We start from the raw sequence: 17,517 nt of genomic DNA, 5'->3' as shown, positions 1-17,517 counted from the left end.
CGTTCCGCTGTGTACTGCCGGCTTCCATTGCTCGGCTGGGTTTCGGGCTGAGTTCCGCGAATGGGCCAGGCAGCGCTCGTTCGGCTGGTAGCTTGCCCTGGTTGTAGCCGATACGAGGAGCGAACATGACGGGCAGCGGATCGGGTTTCGGCGTCGACCTGTACCGCCTGGAGAAGGTCGCCAAGGACTACTTGCCCACGGTGTCCGGGGTCTACGACAAGGCGCTCGGCCAGTGCGAGGACGCACAGGGCGCGGTGAACGGCTTGTCCGGCGTGCCGGAGCAGTTCCAGGGTTCGGGCGGTTCGATGGCCCAGGCGTACGGCCAGCTGCACGGCGCGATCACCGGCGTGCTGAAGTCGACCAAAACCAGCCTGGACGAGACCGCGGACGCGTTGCACGAGACCGTGCGGATGTACGCGGAGGCCGATCAAGGAGTTTCGGACGAGCTGGATCGGTTGATGGAGGAGCAGGGCACCCCGAAGCCGGAGGGGAACTCATGAGTTTCGACGAGCTGATGTCCAAGGCGAAAGAGATCGAGGAAGGCGCCGTCGACGCGGAATACCGCCAGCTGGCCCAGTACGGCGGCAGGCCCGACTACGGCAGGATCAAGGAGAAGTACCAGGACTGCGCGACACCCCTGTTCGAACCGTTCACCCGAATTCCGGATCCGGGGAACTACCAGGGGATCATCGATCAGCTGCACGGTGCCATGAGCTCTCTGTCGAACGGTGCGCAGATGAGGGACCCCATCAGCGGGGACTCCATCGGTGCGAACGAGGACCTGCGGTCGATCGAGACGGCGGCCGATGACCTGAACGACTGGAGTGGGAGGGCCGCTCACGCGTTCAAGGCCAACTTCCTCGACCCGTTCCCCGCCATCGCGAGCAACCAGTTCCTGGTGCTGGGGATTATGAAAGGTGCGGTCGAGGCGGATCAGGAGGTTTGGGAAAAAACTAGAAAAGATATCGAAAAAATTGCAGACGACACTCTTGCTGGATTGGACAACGTGGCCAGCTGCGGCAAGAGCGACATCTCCTTCACGCTGTCGGTGGCCGGTGCGGTGGCAGCGATCGGGGCCATCCCGTTCACCGGCGGTGCCTCGGTGGCCTTCGCGGCGGTGGGCGCCGCCTCCGCCGTGGGAGGCGCGGCGCAGAAGGGCTACGAGGTGGTGAAAAAGAGCGGCGGTTCGGCGGAGCAGGTCATCAACTCCATGAAGGAGACGATCGGTGAGGCCACCACGTATATCCGTAAGGAACAGGGCAAGATCACCAAGGCGCTGAACGATTACGCCGGTGAGGTCGATCGGCAGAACAAATCGGATTCCCCGTTCGTCTCGGCGCGGCCGAAGCTCGCGGGCATGTCGGGCAGTGTACTCACCAGCGACAAGGGCGTCGGCGGTCACGACTAGGAGGAGTGAGAGCAGTGGGCGAGCTGGCCGAGCGGCTGGACAACATCCGGGTACGGGCGAGCGCCCCGGGGATGGACGTTCACGCCGAGTTGCGCAACCGCACCGAGTTCTCGCTCTCGTTCGGCGAGAGCGTGTACGAGTTCGCCGACGAGCGCGCTCTGGAGCGGGCGCTGGCGAGTATGGCGCGGCTGTTGTACGCGGGGTGGCAGCGGCAGTATCAGGACGCGATCAGCTGGACCAACCTGGACATCGAGCCGCGTGATCAGCACGACTCCGATTTCCAGGCGGAGTCCCGTGCGGTGAAGTCTCACGGCGAGTCGAGCGACGGCCGCTTCGCGTTGTCGGCCGTGGGCATGGACGAGTTCACCGCGCGGATCAAGCGCGGCAGCCTGCGCGAACTGCGGGAGGAGGAGTTCGCCGCGCGGGTGGTCGAGGCGGCTACCCGGTTGGTGCAGGATTACCAGGCGAGGGCGACCGAGTTGAAGCTGAGGTATTTCGGATGATCGGGCGGGCGTTACGTGTTGCTGCCGTGTTGTTGGTGGGGTTGGGGGTGGTCTCGGCGTGTGGTTCGTCGGACCGTCCCAGGGAGTTGTCGGTGAGTGATGTGAAGCCGTGCGACCTGATCAACAGCGAGTCGCTGCAAGGGATGCGGATAACTCAGGAAGTGCAGAAGGCTGATTCCGTTCCCGGGATCGATACCGAAGGTAGTACCTGCTTTTACAGTATCAGTACTGGGAATAGTATATACGTGAGTACTGTAACGAATCACGGCATCGGCCGGTGGACTGATCCTCCTTTTGATCGTGCGAGATCCGAGGAAGGTTCCCGGATTCAGGGATTTCGTACGATCAAGGTGTGGTATGAAACCGAACGCCCGAAGCCGGATGGCAGATGCAGGGTGTATGTCGATGTGGCCGGTGGGCAGTCGCTGCGAGTCGAGGTTGATCAGTCCTACAGTGATGAGGATCCGTCGACCTGCACCACGGCTCGTCGGTTCGCGGAGGCCGCGATGCGGACGCTCGCGGCCTGAGTTGTTCGTGGCTGTGCGCCGAGCACCGGTCGCATTCCGAGGGGCGTGCTGAATCGTCCGGATGTGAGCCCGCGTCACCGCTGCGGGAAACGAGGTGACAGCACTCCTAGAGTCGGTCACATGGCGTTCGTCCACCCCCGGAAGGCCCGGCCCGGCGACAGGATCGCTGTGCTGTCGCCGTCCTTCGCTGCTCCCGCGGTCGGTTCCGCCGTGCACGAGCAGGCGTTGCGACGGCTGCGGGACATCACGGGTCTCGTGCCCGTCGAGTTTCCGACCACTCGGAAGCTCGACGCCACCGCGCGCGAACGCGCGGCGGACCTCAACGCTGCCTTCGCCGATCCGGAGATCCGGGCGGTGCTGACCACGAGTGGTGGGGAGGACCAGATCACGGTCGTGCCGCACCTGGACGCCGAACTCGTCGCCAACGATCCCAAACCCTTGCTCGGGTACAGCGACAACACGAACCTGCTGAATCGGCTCTGGACGCTCGGGGTGCCCGGTTACTACGGCGGCTCGACCCAGGTTCAGCTGGGTCCGGGACCACACGTCGATCCGATCCACGAGCGGTCGCTGCGGGCCGCGCTGCTCACCGGCGAACGCATCGAGCTCACCGAGCCGGGTGAGTCCGAGGACATCGGGCATGACTGGAACGATCCCCGCGCACTCGGCGAATTCGGCGAGCGCGAGCCGACCGAGTCCTGGACCTGGGCCGGTCCTGCCGAATCCCGCACCGGCAGGACTTGGGGCGGGTGCGTCGAGGTGCTGCAGTGGCTCCTCACGGCCGGGCGTTTTCCGGTTGATCCGGCCGTACTCGACGGAGGTGTGCTGCTCCTGGAGTCCTCGGAGGAATTGATCCCCGCGCGGGAGTTCGGTTGGATCCTCCGTTCCCTCGGGGAACGCGGGATCCTGCGTGCGGTTGACGCGGTAGTCGTCGCCCGTCCGCCGACCTCGAACTTCACCGTGCGTCCCACGGCCGAGCAGCGGCGGGAGAACCGAGCGGAGCAGCGCGACACCGCGATTTCCGTGGTGCACGCCTACAACCCGGACGCGGTCGTCGTGGTCGGCCCGCCCTGCGGACACACCAGACCACAGTGGATCGTCCCCTACGGCGGCTTCATGACGGTCGACGGCGTGAACGGACGGCTGTTCGCCGACTACGGCTGAGCCGTGCGCGCACGAGCGAGAGGCGGCGCCTGCGGATTCCTGCTCGGCAAGCCGATACTCGTGTTCGCGCTTGGCTCCAGTCCTGCGGTTCGAGGTGGCCCGCTGGGAGCGTCATTGACCGGGGTCGAGCGAGCTTAGTGGCCCGCGTGTGGCCCGGAAGCTCACCGCGAGCCTGGTCAGAATGGAACAGATCACCGCGAATGGCACACAAGGTCATGCCTGGAAGCGCACTATGGGGCCATGTCGTCTGGTGAGTCTCGCTGCGAGCGATGCGATCTGCCTGTCGGGCAGTGTGAACACACTCGGAAACCCAAGCCTGCCGGGCAGCCCGCGCCTGCTCTGATCCTCATCAGCCCGGCGGGGATGGCGCATATTCCCGGCTGCTTCCACAAGGGTGACCATCCCGATTTCTCCAGCTGGGGAGAGATCCGCGACGTGCCGCGTGCCTGGGAGCGCATCGGAAACGGCGACGTCATCGCCGCGAACGCCGGCGCCAACGTCGAGCTCCGGGCGAATCAACGCTGCAAGCACTGCGACAACCGAGCCCGTCACCCGTAGCGAGATCCCGGTTGGTGACACGGTTGATGTGTGGCAAGGTTGTAGTCAGTGCGGCTCGCCCCGATCGTGCTCACGATGAGCCGCACCAACCTGTTGCGGCTCAAGGAAACCGTGGACACTGCGGTTTCCGAGCTCGCGATCCAGCCGGAGTCCTCGCCTCTCGCGGACTGAAAGCCGCTTCCGGGGTAGCCGACCGACGAGCTTCGGCGCGTAGCCGCGCCGGGGCCCACTGCCGGAAGCCGCCAACCCCCGCGCACGAAAAAGGCCCAGGCGGAACCCGGAAATTCCTGGCCTGGGCCTTCACCGTTGGAGCGGGTGACGGGAATCGAACCCGCGTTCTCAGCTTGGGAATCCGACGGACATGTCAGGACAGCCGTTTTGACCTGCGATGCGGGTGTACACGTGTTGTCCGGCGTTGCCCCTGTTTGACCGCCCAATGTTGTTGGGATGTTGTTGGCTGGATCGATCTCGGGTTGACCGCTCGTCGTCAACCCCAGGCCGTGCTCGTTCCCGAACTTGTGCGGCAGAAACAGGGATCTTACCTGACAGTTGCAGACCTTCGACGCTGTGCGTCAGCAGTGTATAAAGCGAGGTGAGCGCCTCAACTCTCAGCGAGTAACGACAGCATAACCTAGTGCGACAAGCCATCAGACTTATCGGTGCCTGGTGATACTTTCGTGGGGAGAGTCAGGGCACATGCTGCACAGACGGGAGATGCATGAGCGCGGGGATTGCAGACGCGGTTCAGACCACCACACAGCTGCGAAAGCCACTGACTGCCCTGGTCAACAAGGGATGTATCCCCGTCGGCGGCATCTTCCGCCTAGATTATGACTCCGCGGTGGTCCTGACTGATGACTTCAAGAAGCAAGCAGCAGGCGGTGTGCCAAGGGGTGGCTTCCTGCTCGCCGTGGCTGGGGAGAACACCGAATCAGGCTTTGTCCTCGAAGATCAAGAAGTTATCTTGTTGCGCGTGCGCAGCACTGCCGACCTCCCGAACGAGTCTGAGCTGGTCCAGACTCGGCTCGCCGTAGTTCGTGATGCAGCTGCATCGGGTGTTAGCTTCGACGACGTCACAGATGATTTGACCCGCAACGAGTTACAGCAGTCCGCCTTCGATTGCGAGGTACTCGGCACCTTTTACACGGAATCCGACGCGCGCGACGCCACGATCGAGTACGGCGCTGATATCGACAACGTTCTCGTGTCTGCGCGATATCAGGTATTCTTGCCTTCGACCGAGGTTCTCTCCTGGCTCGCGTCCTACCCCGAGCCCGCTAATTCTCGCGATGCGCTCGCGATCGGCAAGGTCCGATTCTCTGCCACCCGTCGTAAGGCCCTGGTCGCTGGAACCGACAAGGCAGATGTACGGATTGACGTAGCCGACTTCATCAGTCGCAAGACCGCAGTATTTGGCATGACGCGCACGGGAAAGTCCAACACAATTAAAACCCTGGTCACTGCTGTCCATCGCTATGGGTCAGAACACAGCCAGTCAATCGGTCAGTTGATCTTTGACCCGCAAGGGGAGTACGCCAACGTCAACGATCAGGATGGGACTGGTCTCCGCCTACTTGGCGATGATGATAACACTGTCAGAATATACAAGGTATATCCAGATAACTCTGATTCTCGCGAGAAATCGCTGCGCCTGAATTTTTATGATCGAGACGTTCTAGATGCAGCCTGGGGACTTGTTAGCGATGCCTCGGTTTCGGTTAACACAAACTATGCTAAGCGCTTCCGGGCGGCAGACCTCACCGAGCCCGATCGCAATGATCATAGTGCACACAGTCGATGGGGATGGGCGCTCGTCGGTTTCTATGGCCTGCTAAAAAAGTGCGGTTTCGAATCATCAACGCTGCCACAAGATCTTCGAATCGCGTTGTCCGAGGATAAGGCGCAGGAGTTCCTAAAAAAGAACCCAAACCAGCTTACGAAAGCCGGAGCAGGGAAGTACAAAGTTCCGTCACCTGGCGCAGCACTTGCTCTTGCCAACTGGGTGGGCAAACAACCAGACGAATTCCCAAAGTGGCACGATGAAAACTGTCGATTTGCCGATATATATGGAGTTTATAATTATACTGGGATAACGTCCGCAATAAGTTCAATACGCCCGTTTCACTCCTCCCAATCGGTGGGAGATGTTGCAGAGTCGCTATGGAAAGACATGCTTGCTGGTCGTCTTTCTATTGTCGATCTGTCGAGCGGCAACGATATCGTCGGTAAAGTTATGTCCGAACGTATCGTGACACATCTCCTGAATCAAGCGGGAGAACGTTTCCGCTCAGATGAAAAACCGGTGCGTATGCAGATCGTCGTTGAGGAGGCACATAATTTATTCGAACGCGGCGGGCGTGAAGTAGCTGACGACCCGTGGGTGAGGCTCTCTAAAGAGGCAGCTAAGTATAAGATGGGCCTCATCTATGCGACTCAGGAAGTCACCTCTGTTGACAAGCGCATCTTATCGAACACATCAAATTGGCTAGTTGCGCACCTCAACTCTGACTTCGAGACCAAGGAGTTGGCGCACTACTACGATTTTAAGGTGTGGGCCTCCAGCCTGATTCGTGCCGAGGACGTTGGTTTCGTCCGCATGAAAACCTACTCAGGTAAATACATCATCCCTGTGCAGATTGCGAAGTTCGACCACGAAATGGTTAACCTCGCACGTAATGCAGCAGGTTTGACCAGTTATGATTTCCATGTTGAGGGCGAGTAAGGGATGCCATACTCCGGAGAAAAAGCCTCTCGGCTCGGACATGTAGATACGGTTCGAAATCAGACGGTCAAGGATGCGCTACAACGCTGGGAGATTACCAGTAGTCGCCCCAGGAGCAAGGACGACATCGAGGATCTCTGTATCGCTACCGACGATCTACCGCTTGTTAGCGATCCCAATGACATCGACTTCTCAATCACGGTGGATGGTTCTGATACCGAGGTTGAAGCCACACGAGAACACCCCACAGTCAAGGTGGGCTATCTTCGTGTAGCTGGATCCATGGTTCGGCTAGATGTCTTCCGGTCCCTTTCGACTATGAGGTATATTGATCCTCGCATGGTCAGGCAGTCTCATACCGAGTATGCTTTCCACGCAGCCCTTCCTGGATCACAACTCGCGCAACCAGGCATGAGCGGGGTCGACACTTGGCGAGCCGAACTAGACGCGTTTCTTCAGCGTGCGCGATTTGACTCAAGTACCGAGATGACCCTCGCTGATGGCTTGCTGACTCTGCATGGGACGCGTGGTGTACCGGCCACTGAGCTCACTCTTCGAGTCTGTCCGGGTTGCAACCTAAAAGCATCGACCGGTTTGACTTTAACAGTTCGCAAGGATGGGGGGAATTGCCCCGCGTGCAATGAACCTCTGTATCTGGCCGATGCGCTACGCACTCATGAGGAATATAGCGACGAAGGATCCAATTTCACACCGTTGGGTCGGGTCATGACTGCGTCCGAGAGACTCATGTCCCTATGTTACCTGAACTTCTTCGCGGATAATGCTCCCGAAGTTCTGCGACACACGTTGTTTATTACAGATGGTCCGCTTGCTCTTTTTGGCCCTCTCGCTCCCCTGAAGCGCCGCTTTCACGAACATCTTGCGGAGCTCGGTGAATGGTGCATGAATCAGGGTATCGCCGCGCCTCTAATGGTGGGAATTGAGAAGTCAGGAACGTTCGTCGAGCATGCTGAGCAGATTCAAGATCTGATTCCACCAGGTCACGTGATGCGATTAACAAATGACTACATCAATCGAATATCAGGCAGGCCCGAAACAAACCAATACGGCATCGATGAATTTTACGGTCGCCGCTTTATTTACCGCACTAAAACTGGTGATCCACTCGTCATAAGTGTGCTGCCCAGTCCGGGGCTACTGCCGTATGAAGGCGATTCTGAGATCGAGGGTTGGGATGCTTACCCCTCGCTCCGAGTGATCTGTGAAGTCCTTGACGCACTGCGGACTAGGATGTACCAGCACGCCGTGATCCCCGTTGCGCTCGCCCACTCCGCGGCTGCGCTCCCGCTCGGCGTTGGGAGATCGGTTCTGACGATGATGGCGCAACAGAATGTACCGGGTCTTAACCTCGACATGCAGGCTGTTCAGCCTCCGACTTACTTCAAGAGGTAGACCGTGCACACCGCCCCTGTCTCATCCACCGGAATACTAGCATGCCCACACTGACGCCGTCGACCGAGACTGATGCGAATCTGGCGGGCGCGGCCGAGGTATTCGGTTCCACGCCTACGATCAACGATCAGGAGAGGCCACTCGTTCGGAGCCTTCAAGCCGTCTCGCACGATCTCGCCCATGGTCGCTACCAATCGCCGTTGCGTTACCCAGGTGCCAAATCGTCGCTCTCACCGATCCTCTCTCGTGTGATCACCTCGGCGACTGCCTCCCGCGAAGTTCCTGAGATCAACCTGCTGGTCGAACCCTTTGCTGGCGGAGCGTCGGCCTCATTGCGCATGATCGGTGATGGCACAGTGGACCGAATCCTGTTGGCTGACGGCGATCCTCTTGTAACGGCTTTTTGGCAAACGGCAGCTGACGATACCGAACGGCTGATCGATCGCATGCACGACGAGTGGACGACCTATATTCGCAAAGGTGGGAGCGACGCCGTCGCACGTTGGGACTACTGGAGGGCCTGGGAGCCTGAGCGCCAAATGAAGCATCGGAATCGACGTCTAGCTACCGCCATACAGTGCCTCTTCCTAAACCGAACGACCTTTTCGGGAATCCTTCATGGTAAAGCGGGTCCCATCGGTGGGAGAGCCCAGAGCAGCGCCTACCCGATCGGGTGTCGGTGGAACCCAAACGCACTAGAGGAGCGGATTGCTTACGTTGGTCATCTATACGATAGCGGGCGGCTTGTCGATGTCTGGTGTAAGGACTGGCGGCGGACACTTGCTGACGTTCCAGAGCACTACCCGCAATTACTTCCGTCGCGCGTTGTTGCGTATTTGGACCCTCCCTACATTGAGAAATCTTCGCTACTGTATCGGACATCGTTTGACCCGCAGGGCGGCTATGGTGGTGACGGGCTCGGTTCCGCGCGGCCCATGGACGGTACCCTCCATCTCAAACTCGCTGATTACCTACGTACGAAGGCGCAGTTCAGGTGGCTCCTGAGCTATGACAACCATCCTGCCCTTACAACAAACCCTTGGCTCTATGCGAATGCGCGCATGACACCATTAGAACAGGATCGTTGGCTACTTGGAGTGAAGCGTTGGCGAATTAGTAAACGCATTGTCTCTACCCGATATTCGGCGGCGGGCAAAGTCGGAAAACGGTCGGCGGAAGAGTTGTTGATCACAACCTTGCCGCCTTCGACTGTTCCAGTCGACGACCAGTTGCGTCTTCCGTAGGCGCGGCGGACGGGTGATTCTCGCCGGGCGGCGCAGGCAGGCGGTCCGAAGGGGCCACCCTTGACGAGACAAGTGGAGTTTTGGCAACACGCGCGTTTAGGGTAGCAATGGACGCCGATGCTGAGTGGCGAGTCTGTTGGCTTTGCACTTCTGCGTAGGTCCGTACGAACTTGAAACAGACGAACAATACGCACTTACGAACTTGACCCGCTCCAGGTAAGTCGGGTCAAGGCAGAGGGCTCGGCGCTGCTCGCGACGCTGCTGCCGCTCAGCTCGGCAGTGACGGCCAGCGGATAGTGACGGCGATGGAGTTGCCGAGAATCCAGCAGCAACGCTCGTCTCCATCGTCGGCCGCGTTTCCGGTGTACCATTGGTCGGTCATGACTGGATCTCCCATTTGATCGCGGGAGCGTTGATCCGCGAGCTGTCCAGCTCGGACAGCCACCGAAGTCCCTGTAGGAACGCGAACAGCCCCTCGTTGCTCCAAGCCACGTCGGCCGACAGCTCGGTGAGTAGCTCGCGGCCCATACTGGATAACTGCCGGAGCTTGCCGGACTCCCAGTTGGCCTCGATCTGACCGCCGAACCGCTGCCAGAACTCCTTGAGTGGATGATGATCAGGCCGGCAAACTCGTAGTTGCCGCTGACGAGGTTCAGGCCGAGCCCGGTGCACTCCATGGCCCACTGGCCGTTCTCGCTGTTCTCTGTCAGCCATCGCATAGGCTCAGACAGCCTGCTCGGGTTCATCGGGTCGGAGCTGCGCTGCGGCGAGACCGTGTTGTCGACCTCGTCGTGTCCGAACGGTTTTTCCTCAATCTTTCGCTGAAGCCTGGCGCCGTACTGGGCCTCTTCTCGCTGGTGGATGAGCGGTTCATGGAACCACCTTAAGATGGACGCGAGTCGCCAGGATGATTTCAGCACGTGGCCACCCCGCTCCTGAACGAGCAATACGTTGTCCGAAGGGCGGCTGCACGCGCCCTGAGCGCGGATCGCACACAGCGCGAGCGGGCCGACAGCACAGAGAGGCTGACGCGTGTTGAGCATGGATACAGCATCAGGAAGGTAATGGGGCGCCCCATGTTGTTGACCCCGTTGAACGCCCCGACACGGTGAAGGCCCAGGCGGAACCCGGAAGTTCCTGGCCTGGGCCTTCACCGTTGGAGCGGGTGACGGGGATCGAACCCGCGTTCTCAGCTTGGGAATCCGATACTCGTCTCCGCGCACGACTCCTGACCTGCGGCGCAAGGTGGCCAGTGGTGACCGTCATTGACCGTGGTTGACCGCCCTTAATGGCCCGCGTGTGGCCCGGGCAGCTACGTGGCTTTGCCTGCTTCTACAGCTTCGTTGACGTCGAACAACGGAGTCCCGCCTCCCACGAGCAAGACTCCTCGGACAGGTCCGCCGGGCACCTTCTCGTGCTCTGCTGCGAGCTGGCGCTGTGTCTTCAGGTGTTCCGGTGCGTTCCCGCTGGAATAGAGTTGAACGGCCTCGTCGGGTTGGTCTGGCGTGGTGGAAGTGTCGCTCATGCTTGGGAGCATATGAGGGCCGACCGACATGAGAAGCCGTTTCAGGCTTGGTGGCAAGACTGTGGTCAGCGCGGCTCGGTCAACGAGCCCCGATGTCCACAGGCGCGGCAGCGATCGCCGGGCTCAGCGGTACACGGCTGCGGCAGACACGGCGATCGACGCGGACGGATTACGAGGCAACGGCTGACAGCACGCCGTTGCCTCTCGAACGCCGCGCTTCTCCTCCGCCGTCTCCGGGCGGCTGGCTGGCGCGCGAACGGCCGCCAGGCCGCACGCGCAAGCGCCATGCCAAGCCGTCCGGAGCGCGCCGCCGCAGGCGGCGCGCCTTGATTCCGTAGAGCGTAATTCGGCAACCCCGTTGAGGGCTGTTCTATCTGACTTTGGGAGCACCTGACAGTACATATGATCTGACCGGTGACCATCCGAGCTTGACCGTAGCTTACTCAGCGGTCCGATCATGATATTTGAGTATTGTGAGTCGCGATACGAACCTAGGCAGATATAGTGGAGATGAGTTAATGTGTGGATCTGCTCCTTTATCGATCTTTCTAATTTACTCAGAGTCAACTATCTGGCAACAGTGCCGATTTAATACAATAGGGAATTCCGGTGTTGTTTCGCTTTGATATGTCTGGCCTAGGAGCAGGAATCCCTTGTTTCAAGGAATCTTCCAATCGTTAGCTGATACCTGGCTTTGATCAATATTCTGGCTTCGGGTTTTTGACTTTTTGATTGGGTATTATTGGTAGTTTGGTTAAATGCCAAGCTTGCTTTCAATGTAAGCTTGAAGAGTGGAATAAGCTATCTCTGTAATTCGGTCTTTGGCTAAGAATAGAAATCCTTTTATTTTGTTTCCTGCCGTTCTCCTGTCTTCGTCGCTCGCATCTTGATCCTCGATTTCATGTACTGCTGTTTCAAGTTCCGGCTTGTTGGAGGGTGACAGTTTATCTATGAGTTCGAGCAATTCGTTGGCCTGGGTGCCGTAGTTTGTAGTGCCATTTAGCTCACCTGAAACTAAGTGCTGAACTGATCCGAATATTTGATTGATAGTAACGTTGTTAGGCGATGAAGTGTTTTGCGCCGGAAGAGTGTGGCTAATCACACTGCTGTCCCTGATGGATGCTCTAGAAGGAACCATAGAGTTAGCCATATCTAGAGCTTCGTTTAGATCTTGATCGGAGTTAATAAATTCCGACTCGAGGCGGTGCCTTATGCTCAAAAGTTTGGTTTCTCGTGCTTGCCGAAGATCAACCTCGATTCGCCGCGCTTCTTTTGCGTATTTTTCAATAATCTGAGAGCTCTTTGTGGGATCTATGTGGTTCCCCTCTAGTATGGTACTGGCGGCAGCAGGATCCTTGATGCATAGGTCAAGAAAGTCCGAAAATTCACTTAGTTCGCCTGAAAGGGAGTTCAATTCATTGCGGTCGTCGCTGAAGAACTCATAGACTTCGCCGTTTGATGTAGCGTACCCATCCTGTCGTATGCTTTTCCTTTTGATTCGCGAAATCCAGTCGCGGAATAGATTTAGGAGCTTGTCGGCCTCACTGGACCACATTTTTCCGCTAGGTATATAAACACGGAAAAGCAGATGTTTGTCATTATCGTCAACGAACCGTCTTGCGAATGTTCCAAGCTCTGCGTTTGTGTTATATGGAATCAGGTTAATCTCGTAGTTATTAAAAAGGTTGCGCACATGTTCTATGTCGGCTTCGGAGGGAGGGTCAATTGGATCATGGTCAAATAAAAATATGAAGTCTTCGTCAAATTCGGGTTCTTTTTCTGTGTGGCTTTTGGGGGTTGTTTGTTTAAGAATGGAGTCGTGGGCAAAAACTACATGCGGCGTATGTTCAAGATTTCCGAGTAATCTTGCGATTTGTTTTGCATGCATCTCGGAGGTGAACATCTCCCATGTTCGGGCGCTTAGTTTGATAATGGCGCCTTTGAGGAATGGGGATTCGAGTAGAAGGTTAATTTTGTCCCAGTTGTCGGGTCCCGAGTCGAGTCTTTTTCTCTTGTATCGGGTACCCACTGTCTTTAGTTTGCTTGTGGCTTCGGGGGTCTCGGTGCTTCCGATAAAAAGGAAAAATTGTTCGTCTATCTTCGGCGTTGCTGAGTCGTTCATGTGTGCGTGCCGACAATCTGTTATGGGAACCTTGATAAATTTGAAGTGATTTTTATTTGTTACGTAATGTGTGATCTCGGACTATACAGTGGTCATGATTGCTATACTAACCATGTGCGTGGTGCAGGCGAAGAGCTGAGCGTCGGTGAGCGGGTGTCGTTCTACCGGCGTCGGCGTGGGCTGTCGCAGGCGGTGCTTGCCGGGCTGATGGGTAAGTCCGAGGACTGGGTGAGCAAGGTCGAGCGGGGCGATCGGCAGGTCAACCGGATTGACGTGCTCGTCGAACTCGCTCGGCAGCTTCGCGTCACGCTCAACGACCTGATGGGCGAGCCGGTCCTGTTCGAGGACGACGAGGACAACGACGACGTTCCCGCCATTCGTGACGCGCTCATGTCGCCGGAACGGCTCTCGCGCACGCTGTTCGGCGGTGCGATGCAACCGGAATACGTCGATCCCGAACCGGTCGCGCGCGTCGCCGAGGAAGCCTGGCACCAGTACCAGAACGGCAGCGTCGGTCACGTCGTCGGCGTGCTTCCCGGCCTGCTGAAATCAGCGCAACAGCTCGAACGCACCTCCTCCGGGCATCCCTCCTACTACCGCCGCGCACACGCCGTCTCGGCTCGGGTTCACCACCTGGCGGCCACCACGCTGAGCAAGGTCGGTGAGTCCGACCTCTCCTGGATCGCCGCTGAACGGGCCATGCAGGCCGCCGATCGCTCCGAGGACCCGCTCGTGCTCGCCTCCGCCTCCCGCGCGGGCACCCACGCCCTGCTCGCGGTGGGACGCTTCGACGACGCCTTGAGTCTCGGCGAAACAGCGGCCCGGTGGCTCACTCCACAGGTCCGGGAGGCGGAACCGGAAGCCCTGAGCCTGTACGGGATGCTGTTCCTGCGCACGGCGGTCGCCGCCGCTCGTCGGCAGGACCGTCAAACCACCCGCGAACTGCTCGGCCAGGCCGACACGGCCGCGCGACGGCTCGGTGTCGACGCGAACTACTGGCAAACCGGCTTCGGACCGGCCAACGTCGAACTGCACCGGCTGTCCGCCTCGCTCGACCTCGGCGACGTGTCCAACGTGGTTGAACGGGGCGAATCCGTGCATCCCACGCACCTGCCGGTCGAACGTCAGGTCACGCACTCGATCGACCTCGCACGCGCGTTGAGCATGCTGGCGCGCGACGACGACGCCACCCGCGTGCTGCTCGACGCCGAGTCCAAGGCACCCCAACTGGTCACGCACAGCTCGATGGTGCGCGAAGTCGTGCGCACCATGTACCGTCGTGCCCCGGTGACCAACGGATCGAAGTCTTCCCCGCTGCTGGGACTCGCCGAACGCTGCCGGGCGGTGCGATGAGTACGCACACGCTCGGCCTGATCGGGTCCGCGGCCGGTGGACTGGAGAACATCCGAACTTCCCTGGTCGAACCCGCGATCGCGCGCGGGTGGCAGGTGGCGGTCACACTCACACCCACGGCAGGAACGTGGCTGGAGGACACCGGGGAGCGGGAACGGATCGATGCCGCGACGGGGCTGCCGTGCCGGGTGGCTCCGAGGATGCCGCGTGAGGCCAGTCCGCACCCGCCGATCGACTGCTTCCTCGTCTGCCCCGCGAGCGCGAACACGGTCGCCAAGCTCGCGCTCGGGCTGGCCGACAACCAGGCACTGACAACCGTGTGCGAAGCGATCGGTACTCAGTCCGTGCCGATCGTGGTGTTCCCGAGGATCAACGCCGCGCACGCCCGGCAACCCGCCTGGGACTCCCACATCTCCGCCTTGGAGCGTGCGGGCGTGCACCTGCTGACCGGCGACGAGTACTGGCCGCTGCACGAACCGCGCGGCGCACCTGCTGGCAAGGACCTTCCCTGGGCGAGGATCCTCGATGCGGTCGGTTCCGTAACGCCTGGTCAAAGCACGTCCAGTAGGGATTGATGTCGGCCCCGGACAGTTTGTCCGGGTAGGTCCGCCGATTCCGGGTTCTCCTTGAATCAGCGCCCCAAAAGGTGGGGCTGGTGAGAAAGGACGAACCTGTGGGTACGTACTACATCGTGCAGCCGGACCCCGGCGACGGTGCCGAAGTCGTCGAGCCGATGCCGGGGGTCCGTCAGCTCGTGGCGGGCGGTCCGTCCGGAACCCTGTCCGTGCAGGTTCCCGGACGCATGGGTGGCCCCGGCGACGCTGCTCGGTTCGCCCGGAGCCTGGCCGGTGCCGCACTGGATTTCGCGCAGTGGTGCGAACAGCAGACCGGTGGTGCTCACAGGCTCCGCGAGGACTCCCGCGCGCACGGCTACGGCTCACCGGAGGAACAGGCATGAGCGAACAGATCCGTCCCGCCGCCAAGCAGCAGCTCGAAGGTGTGGCGTTCCCGCTGGACCGCGCCAAGCGGCTGCTGATCGTCGATCGCACCTCGTTGATTGGTGAGACGTGGCCTCGGTTCAACCTCGCCGATCTCTACATCGGCGCGCGAACCCCGATCGTGCTCACGATGAGCCGCACCAACCTGCTGCGACTCAAGGAAACCGTGGACACAGCGGTATCCGAACTCGATCACGTGGACGTGAGCGGCTGATTCGGTCCGCTCACCGCCCTTGATGCACACCTGAAGGCCCGGCCGGTCCTGCCCCGAAGCGATCCGGACTGGCCGAAGGTCGGCGGGGCGGCTTCCCCGTTCCGCCCCGCCGACCACCTAGGAACGGGAGCAACATGGGAAACGCACGGACGACCGCCGCTTCCGACCTGGCGGAACTGCGTCAACTGGCGAGCACGATCCTGGACCGGGTGACCGACCTCAGCGATCGCGTCGCCGTGCTTGAGCGTCGCCTTCCGGCTGATCGCCGGGAAGACGGGCCTCAAGCGCCCGCACACGAGAACTGAGGTCTTCCACGGCGTCATTGACCCGGTGAATCAGCTCGGCCAGCTCGTCGACGCTGGCTTCGGTCCTGGAACCCGCGCCTTCGAGCACGAACGCTCCCTGCCCCTGCCGAACGATCACCAGACCGGCGTTGCTCAGCTCCTTGATCGCCGCGCGTGCGGTGACCGCTGATATGCCGTACTCGCTGGTCAGGGCGGAGAGGGATGGGAGCTGGTCACCCGGCGCGAGCTCGCCGGAGGCGATCCGCCGACTCAGCTGGTCGGCGACCTGTCGGTAGGCGGGTCGGGTGTCTGCCGGGTCCAATCCCATGCCTGGACTCTATCGCAACAGCTAGCTAAGCCAACTGTCACTGGGATGGAGTAACTTATCTGGTTGCACTGTATAGACACAGCTAGCTAAGCTTTACGTGTAAACAGGGTGCGGCAAGCACCGAACCGAGGAGAGGAACAACCGATGACGATCGAGCGCGGCACTCGCTTCGACGTGGAGTTCGACCAGGTTTTCCCGCAGGGCGCGTTGATGCAGGGCGAGGTCATTCCCGACATGGAGTTCGTCTCGAACGAGGACGCGGCCCGGGGCAAGAAGGCCAACCAGCGCAAGGACGAGCACACGGGCCTGCTGCGGTGGAAGGTACTGGTTTCCGACCCGAGCGCGGAGAAGGAACGCGATGCCTCGGTGACGGTGGTCGTGCTGTCCGAGGTGCAGCCGGTCCCGCCGGAGTCGGTGCAGGTGGTCCCCGGGCTGTCCGTTCGACCGGTGGAGTTCACGGGCATGACCGTCGAACCGCGCGTGATGGGCGACAAGTTCAAGTACCTGGGCTACACGGTGCGGGCCAGGGACATAACCGCACCTCGCCAGGCAGCCGCTCCCAGTGGTGCTCAGAAGCCCGGTGCCACGGGCAAGTCCACCGCCGCGAGCGAGAAGCCGGCGGCCGACGAGAAACCCGCCGCGTGAGGTGATCGAACATGCTGATGGGCAGAGCGGCCACAGCGACGTCGTTCGGATCCGTTCACACGGCCACCGGAGAGTTCACGGCCTGGCACGAGCTAGCCGCGTGCCGGGACGAGGATCCGGCGCTGTTCGACGGCGGCAAGAACACCTCGGCACGTGCCAAGAGCATCTGCGCGAGGTGCCCGGTAACGGCGGAATGCCTGAGCGAGCAACTGGATTGGGAGCGGAACCGGTTGACCCGGCACGCCCCGATCGGCGTCTTCGGAGGCAAAACCGCTGGCGAGCGGCAGGCGATGTTGCTGTCCGAGTCCCGTGGCGAGGGAAAACCTCGTGAATCGAACGGAACGGACTGACCACGATCACGTGGTCCCCGGATACCGCTCACTTCGGGTGAGCTTCGACTGAACTACCGCTCTCGACGAGAGCTGACGATTTCCCCGGTGTGGCCAGGACCGCGCGTGTACCTGTCGGGCTTCGCGGCCAAACGATCTCCCGACGACCGCGTGGTTCCT

The 17,517-nt window shown here is 60.3% G+C and carries 18 protein-coding genes; 15 read left to right on the top strand and 3 right to left on the bottom strand.

The window, feature by feature from the left end:
- Positions 1-125: 125 nt before the first annotated feature.
- The 9 genes from J2S53_RS15640 (at position 126) to J2S53_RS15600 (ending at position 9,539) form a co-directional block, all read left to right on the top strand.
- The gene (locus J2S53_RS15640; protein WP_456241595.1) at positions 126-500 is read left to right on the top strand and encodes a hypothetical protein; all 375 of its coding nucleotides are present in this window, start codon (positions 126-128) and stop codon (positions 498-500) included.
- A complete protein-coding gene (locus J2S53_RS15635) occupies positions 497-1,408 on the top strand; it encodes a hypothetical protein (RefSeq protein WP_456241594.1) in 912 nt (303 codons plus the stop codon). Before J2S53_RS15640 ends, J2S53_RS15635 begins: the two co-directional genes overlap by 4 nt.
- Before the next feature lie 14 nt (positions 1,409-1,422).
- Positions 1,423-1,911, top strand: coding sequence for a hypothetical protein (locus J2S53_RS15630; RefSeq protein ID WP_456241593.1), 489 nt, complete (start codon positions 1,423-1,425; stop codon positions 1,909-1,911).
- Positions 1,908-2,438, top strand: coding sequence for a DUF3558 family protein (locus J2S53_RS15625; RefSeq protein WP_456241592.1), 531 nt, complete (start codon positions 1,908-1,910; stop codon positions 2,436-2,438). The genes J2S53_RS15630 and J2S53_RS15625 overlap by 4 nt, the downstream gene beginning before the upstream one ends.
- A 120-nt stretch (positions 2,439-2,558) precedes the next feature.
- Positions 2,559-3,602, top strand: a complete 1,044-nt coding sequence (locus J2S53_RS15620; protein ID WP_456241591.1) for a S66 family peptidase — start codon at positions 2,559-2,561, stop codon at positions 3,600-3,602.
- Positions 3,603-3,965: 363 nt separating this feature from the next.
- On the top strand, positions 3,966-4,160 hold the full coding sequence (locus tag J2S53_RS15615) for a hypothetical protein (protein ID WP_456241590.1): 195 nt from the start codon (positions 3,966-3,968) through the stop codon (positions 4,158-4,160).
- Positions 4,161-4,878: 718 nt separating this feature from the next.
- Positions 4,879-6,882, top strand: a complete 2,004-nt coding sequence (locus J2S53_RS15610) for an ATP-binding protein (protein WP_456241589.1) — start codon at positions 4,879-4,881, stop codon at positions 6,880-6,882.
- A gap of 726 nt (positions 6,883-7,608) precedes the next feature.
- Complete coding sequence (locus J2S53_RS15605) at positions 7,609-8,295, top strand: hypothetical protein (protein ID WP_456241588.1); 687 nt, start codon at positions 7,609-7,611, stop codon at positions 8,293-8,295.
- 41 nt (positions 8,296-8,336) lie between these two features.
- Positions 8,337-9,539 carry a DNA adenine methylase gene (locus J2S53_RS15600; protein ID WP_456241587.1) on the top strand — a complete coding sequence of 401 codons (1,203 nt, stop codon included), beginning with the start codon at positions 8,337-8,339 and terminating at the stop codon, positions 9,537-9,539.
- A 378-nt stretch (positions 9,540-9,917) separates the two neighbouring features.
- On the opposite strand, the gene J2S53_RS15595 is transcribed toward J2S53_RS15600, so the two are convergent.
- Both J2S53_RS15595 and J2S53_RS15590 read right to left on the bottom strand, forming a co-directional pair.
- Positions 9,918-10,067, bottom strand: a complete 150-nt coding sequence (locus J2S53_RS15595; protein ID WP_456241586.1) for a hypothetical protein — start codon at positions 10,065-10,067, stop codon at positions 9,918-9,920.
- Positions 10,068-11,818: 1,751 nt separating this feature from the next.
- On the bottom strand, positions 11,819-13,186 hold the full coding sequence (locus J2S53_RS15590) for a hypothetical protein (protein WP_456241585.1): 1,368 nt from the start codon (positions 13,184-13,186) through the stop codon (positions 11,819-11,821).
- A 114-nt stretch (positions 13,187-13,300) separates the two neighbouring features.
- Between J2S53_RS15590 and J2S53_RS15585 the strand changes: the two genes are divergently transcribed.
- The 4 genes from J2S53_RS15585 to J2S53_RS15570 all read left to right on the top strand — a co-directional run bounded on the left by J2S53_RS15585 (position 13,301) and on the right by J2S53_RS15570 (position 15,751).
- Complete coding sequence (locus tag J2S53_RS15585; RefSeq protein WP_456241584.1) at positions 13,301-14,539, top strand: helix-turn-helix domain-containing protein; 1,239 nt, start codon at positions 13,301-13,303, stop codon at positions 14,537-14,539.
- Positions 14,536-15,114: a flavoprotein gene (locus J2S53_RS15580; RefSeq protein WP_456241583.1), complete on the top strand. Its 579-nt coding sequence runs from the start codon at positions 14,536-14,538 to the stop codon at positions 15,112-15,114. The genes J2S53_RS15585 and J2S53_RS15580 overlap by 4 nt, the downstream gene beginning before the upstream one ends.
- An 80-nt stretch (positions 15,115-15,194) precedes the next feature.
- Positions 15,195-15,497, top strand: coding sequence for a hypothetical protein (locus tag J2S53_RS15575; RefSeq protein ID WP_456241582.1), 303 nt, complete (start codon positions 15,195-15,197; stop codon positions 15,495-15,497).
- The gene (locus J2S53_RS15570) at positions 15,494-15,751 is read left to right on the top strand and encodes a hypothetical protein (protein WP_456241581.1); all 258 of its coding nucleotides are present in this window, start codon (positions 15,494-15,496) and stop codon (positions 15,749-15,751) included. The genes J2S53_RS15575 and J2S53_RS15570 overlap by 4 nt, the downstream gene beginning before the upstream one ends.
- A gap of 219 nt (positions 15,752-15,970) precedes the next feature.
- Here J2S53_RS15570 and J2S53_RS15565 read toward each other — a convergent pair whose 3' ends face one another.
- On the bottom strand, positions 15,971-16,363 hold the full coding sequence (locus J2S53_RS15565) for a GntR family transcriptional regulator (RefSeq protein ID WP_456241580.1): 393 nt from the start codon (positions 16,361-16,363) through the stop codon (positions 15,971-15,973).
- A 144-nt stretch (positions 16,364-16,507) separates the two neighbouring features.
- Between J2S53_RS15565 and J2S53_RS15560 the strand changes: the two genes are divergently transcribed.
- Positions 16,508-17,008 (top strand): hypothetical protein, encoded by a 501-nt coding sequence (locus tag J2S53_RS15560; protein ID WP_456241579.1) that lies wholly within the window; start codon positions 16,508-16,510, stop codon positions 17,006-17,008.
- Positions 17,009-17,019: 11 nt separating this feature from the next.
- The gene (locus tag J2S53_RS15555) at positions 17,020-17,358 is read left to right on the top strand and encodes a WhiB family transcriptional regulator (protein ID WP_456241578.1); all 339 of its coding nucleotides are present in this window, start codon (positions 17,020-17,022) and stop codon (positions 17,356-17,358) included.
- Positions 17,359-17,517: the final 159 nt, after the last annotated feature.

Source organism: Actinopolyspora lacussalsi, from assembly GCA_030803735.1.
GTDB lineage: Bacteria > Actinomycetota > Actinomycetes > Mycobacteriales > Pseudonocardiaceae > Actinopolyspora > Actinopolyspora lacussalsi.
The sequence above is the reverse complement of the archived record's forward strand: the minus strand, read 5'-3'. Positions and strand labels throughout refer to the sequence as shown.

Bases quoted from the DNA above. Each gene is read 5' to 3' on its own strand.
- J2S53_RS15605 (WP_456241588.1), top strand. From the start codon at position 7,609: ATGACTGCGTCCGAGAGACTCATGTCCCTATGTTACCTGAACTTCTTC.
- J2S53_RS15570 (WP_456241581.1), top strand. From the start codon at position 15,494: ATGAGCGAACAGATCCGTCCCGCCGCCAAGCAGCAGCTCGAAGGTGTG.
- J2S53_RS15560 (WP_456241579.1), top strand. From the start codon at position 16,508: ATGACGATCGAGCGCGGCACTCGCTTCGACGTGGAGTTCGACCAGGTT.
- J2S53_RS15625 (WP_456241592.1), top strand. From the start codon at position 1,908: ATGATCGGGCGGGCGTTACGTGTTGCTGCCGTGTTGTTGGTGGGGTTG.
- J2S53_RS15590 (WP_456241585.1), bottom strand. From the start codon at position 13,186: ATGAACGACTCAGCAACGCCGAAGATAGACGAACAATTTTTCCTTTTT.
- J2S53_RS15635 (WP_456241594.1), top strand. From the start codon at position 497: ATGAGTTTCGACGAGCTGATGTCCAAGGCGAAAGAGATCGAGGAAGGC.
- J2S53_RS15610 (WP_456241589.1), top strand. From the start codon at position 4,879: ATGAGCGCGGGGATTGCAGACGCGGTTCAGACCACCACACAGCTGCGA.
- J2S53_RS15580 (WP_456241583.1), top strand. From the start codon at position 14,536: ATGAGTACGCACACGCTCGGCCTGATCGGGTCCGCGGCCGGTGGACTG.
- J2S53_RS15615 (WP_456241590.1), top strand. From the start codon at position 3,966: ATGGCGCATATTCCCGGCTGCTTCCACAAGGGTGACCATCCCGATTTC.
- J2S53_RS15555 (WP_456241578.1), top strand. From the start codon at position 17,020: ATGCTGATGGGCAGAGCGGCCACAGCGACGTCGTTCGGATCCGTTCAC.
- J2S53_RS15565 (WP_456241580.1), bottom strand. From the start codon at position 16,363: ATGGGATTGGACCCGGCAGACACCCGACCCGCCTACCGACAGGTCGCC.
- J2S53_RS15640 (WP_456241595.1), top strand. From the start codon at position 126: ATGACGGGCAGCGGATCGGGTTTCGGCGTCGACCTGTACCGCCTGGAG.
- J2S53_RS15620 (WP_456241591.1), top strand. From the start codon at position 2,559: ATGGCGTTCGTCCACCCCCGGAAGGCCCGGCCCGGCGACAGGATCGCT.
- J2S53_RS15595 (WP_456241586.1), bottom strand. From the start codon at position 10,067: ATGGGCCGCGAGCTACTCACCGAGCTGTCGGCCGACGTGGCTTGGAGC.
- J2S53_RS15600 (WP_456241587.1), top strand. From the start codon at position 8,337: ATGCCCACACTGACGCCGTCGACCGAGACTGATGCGAATCTGGCGGGC.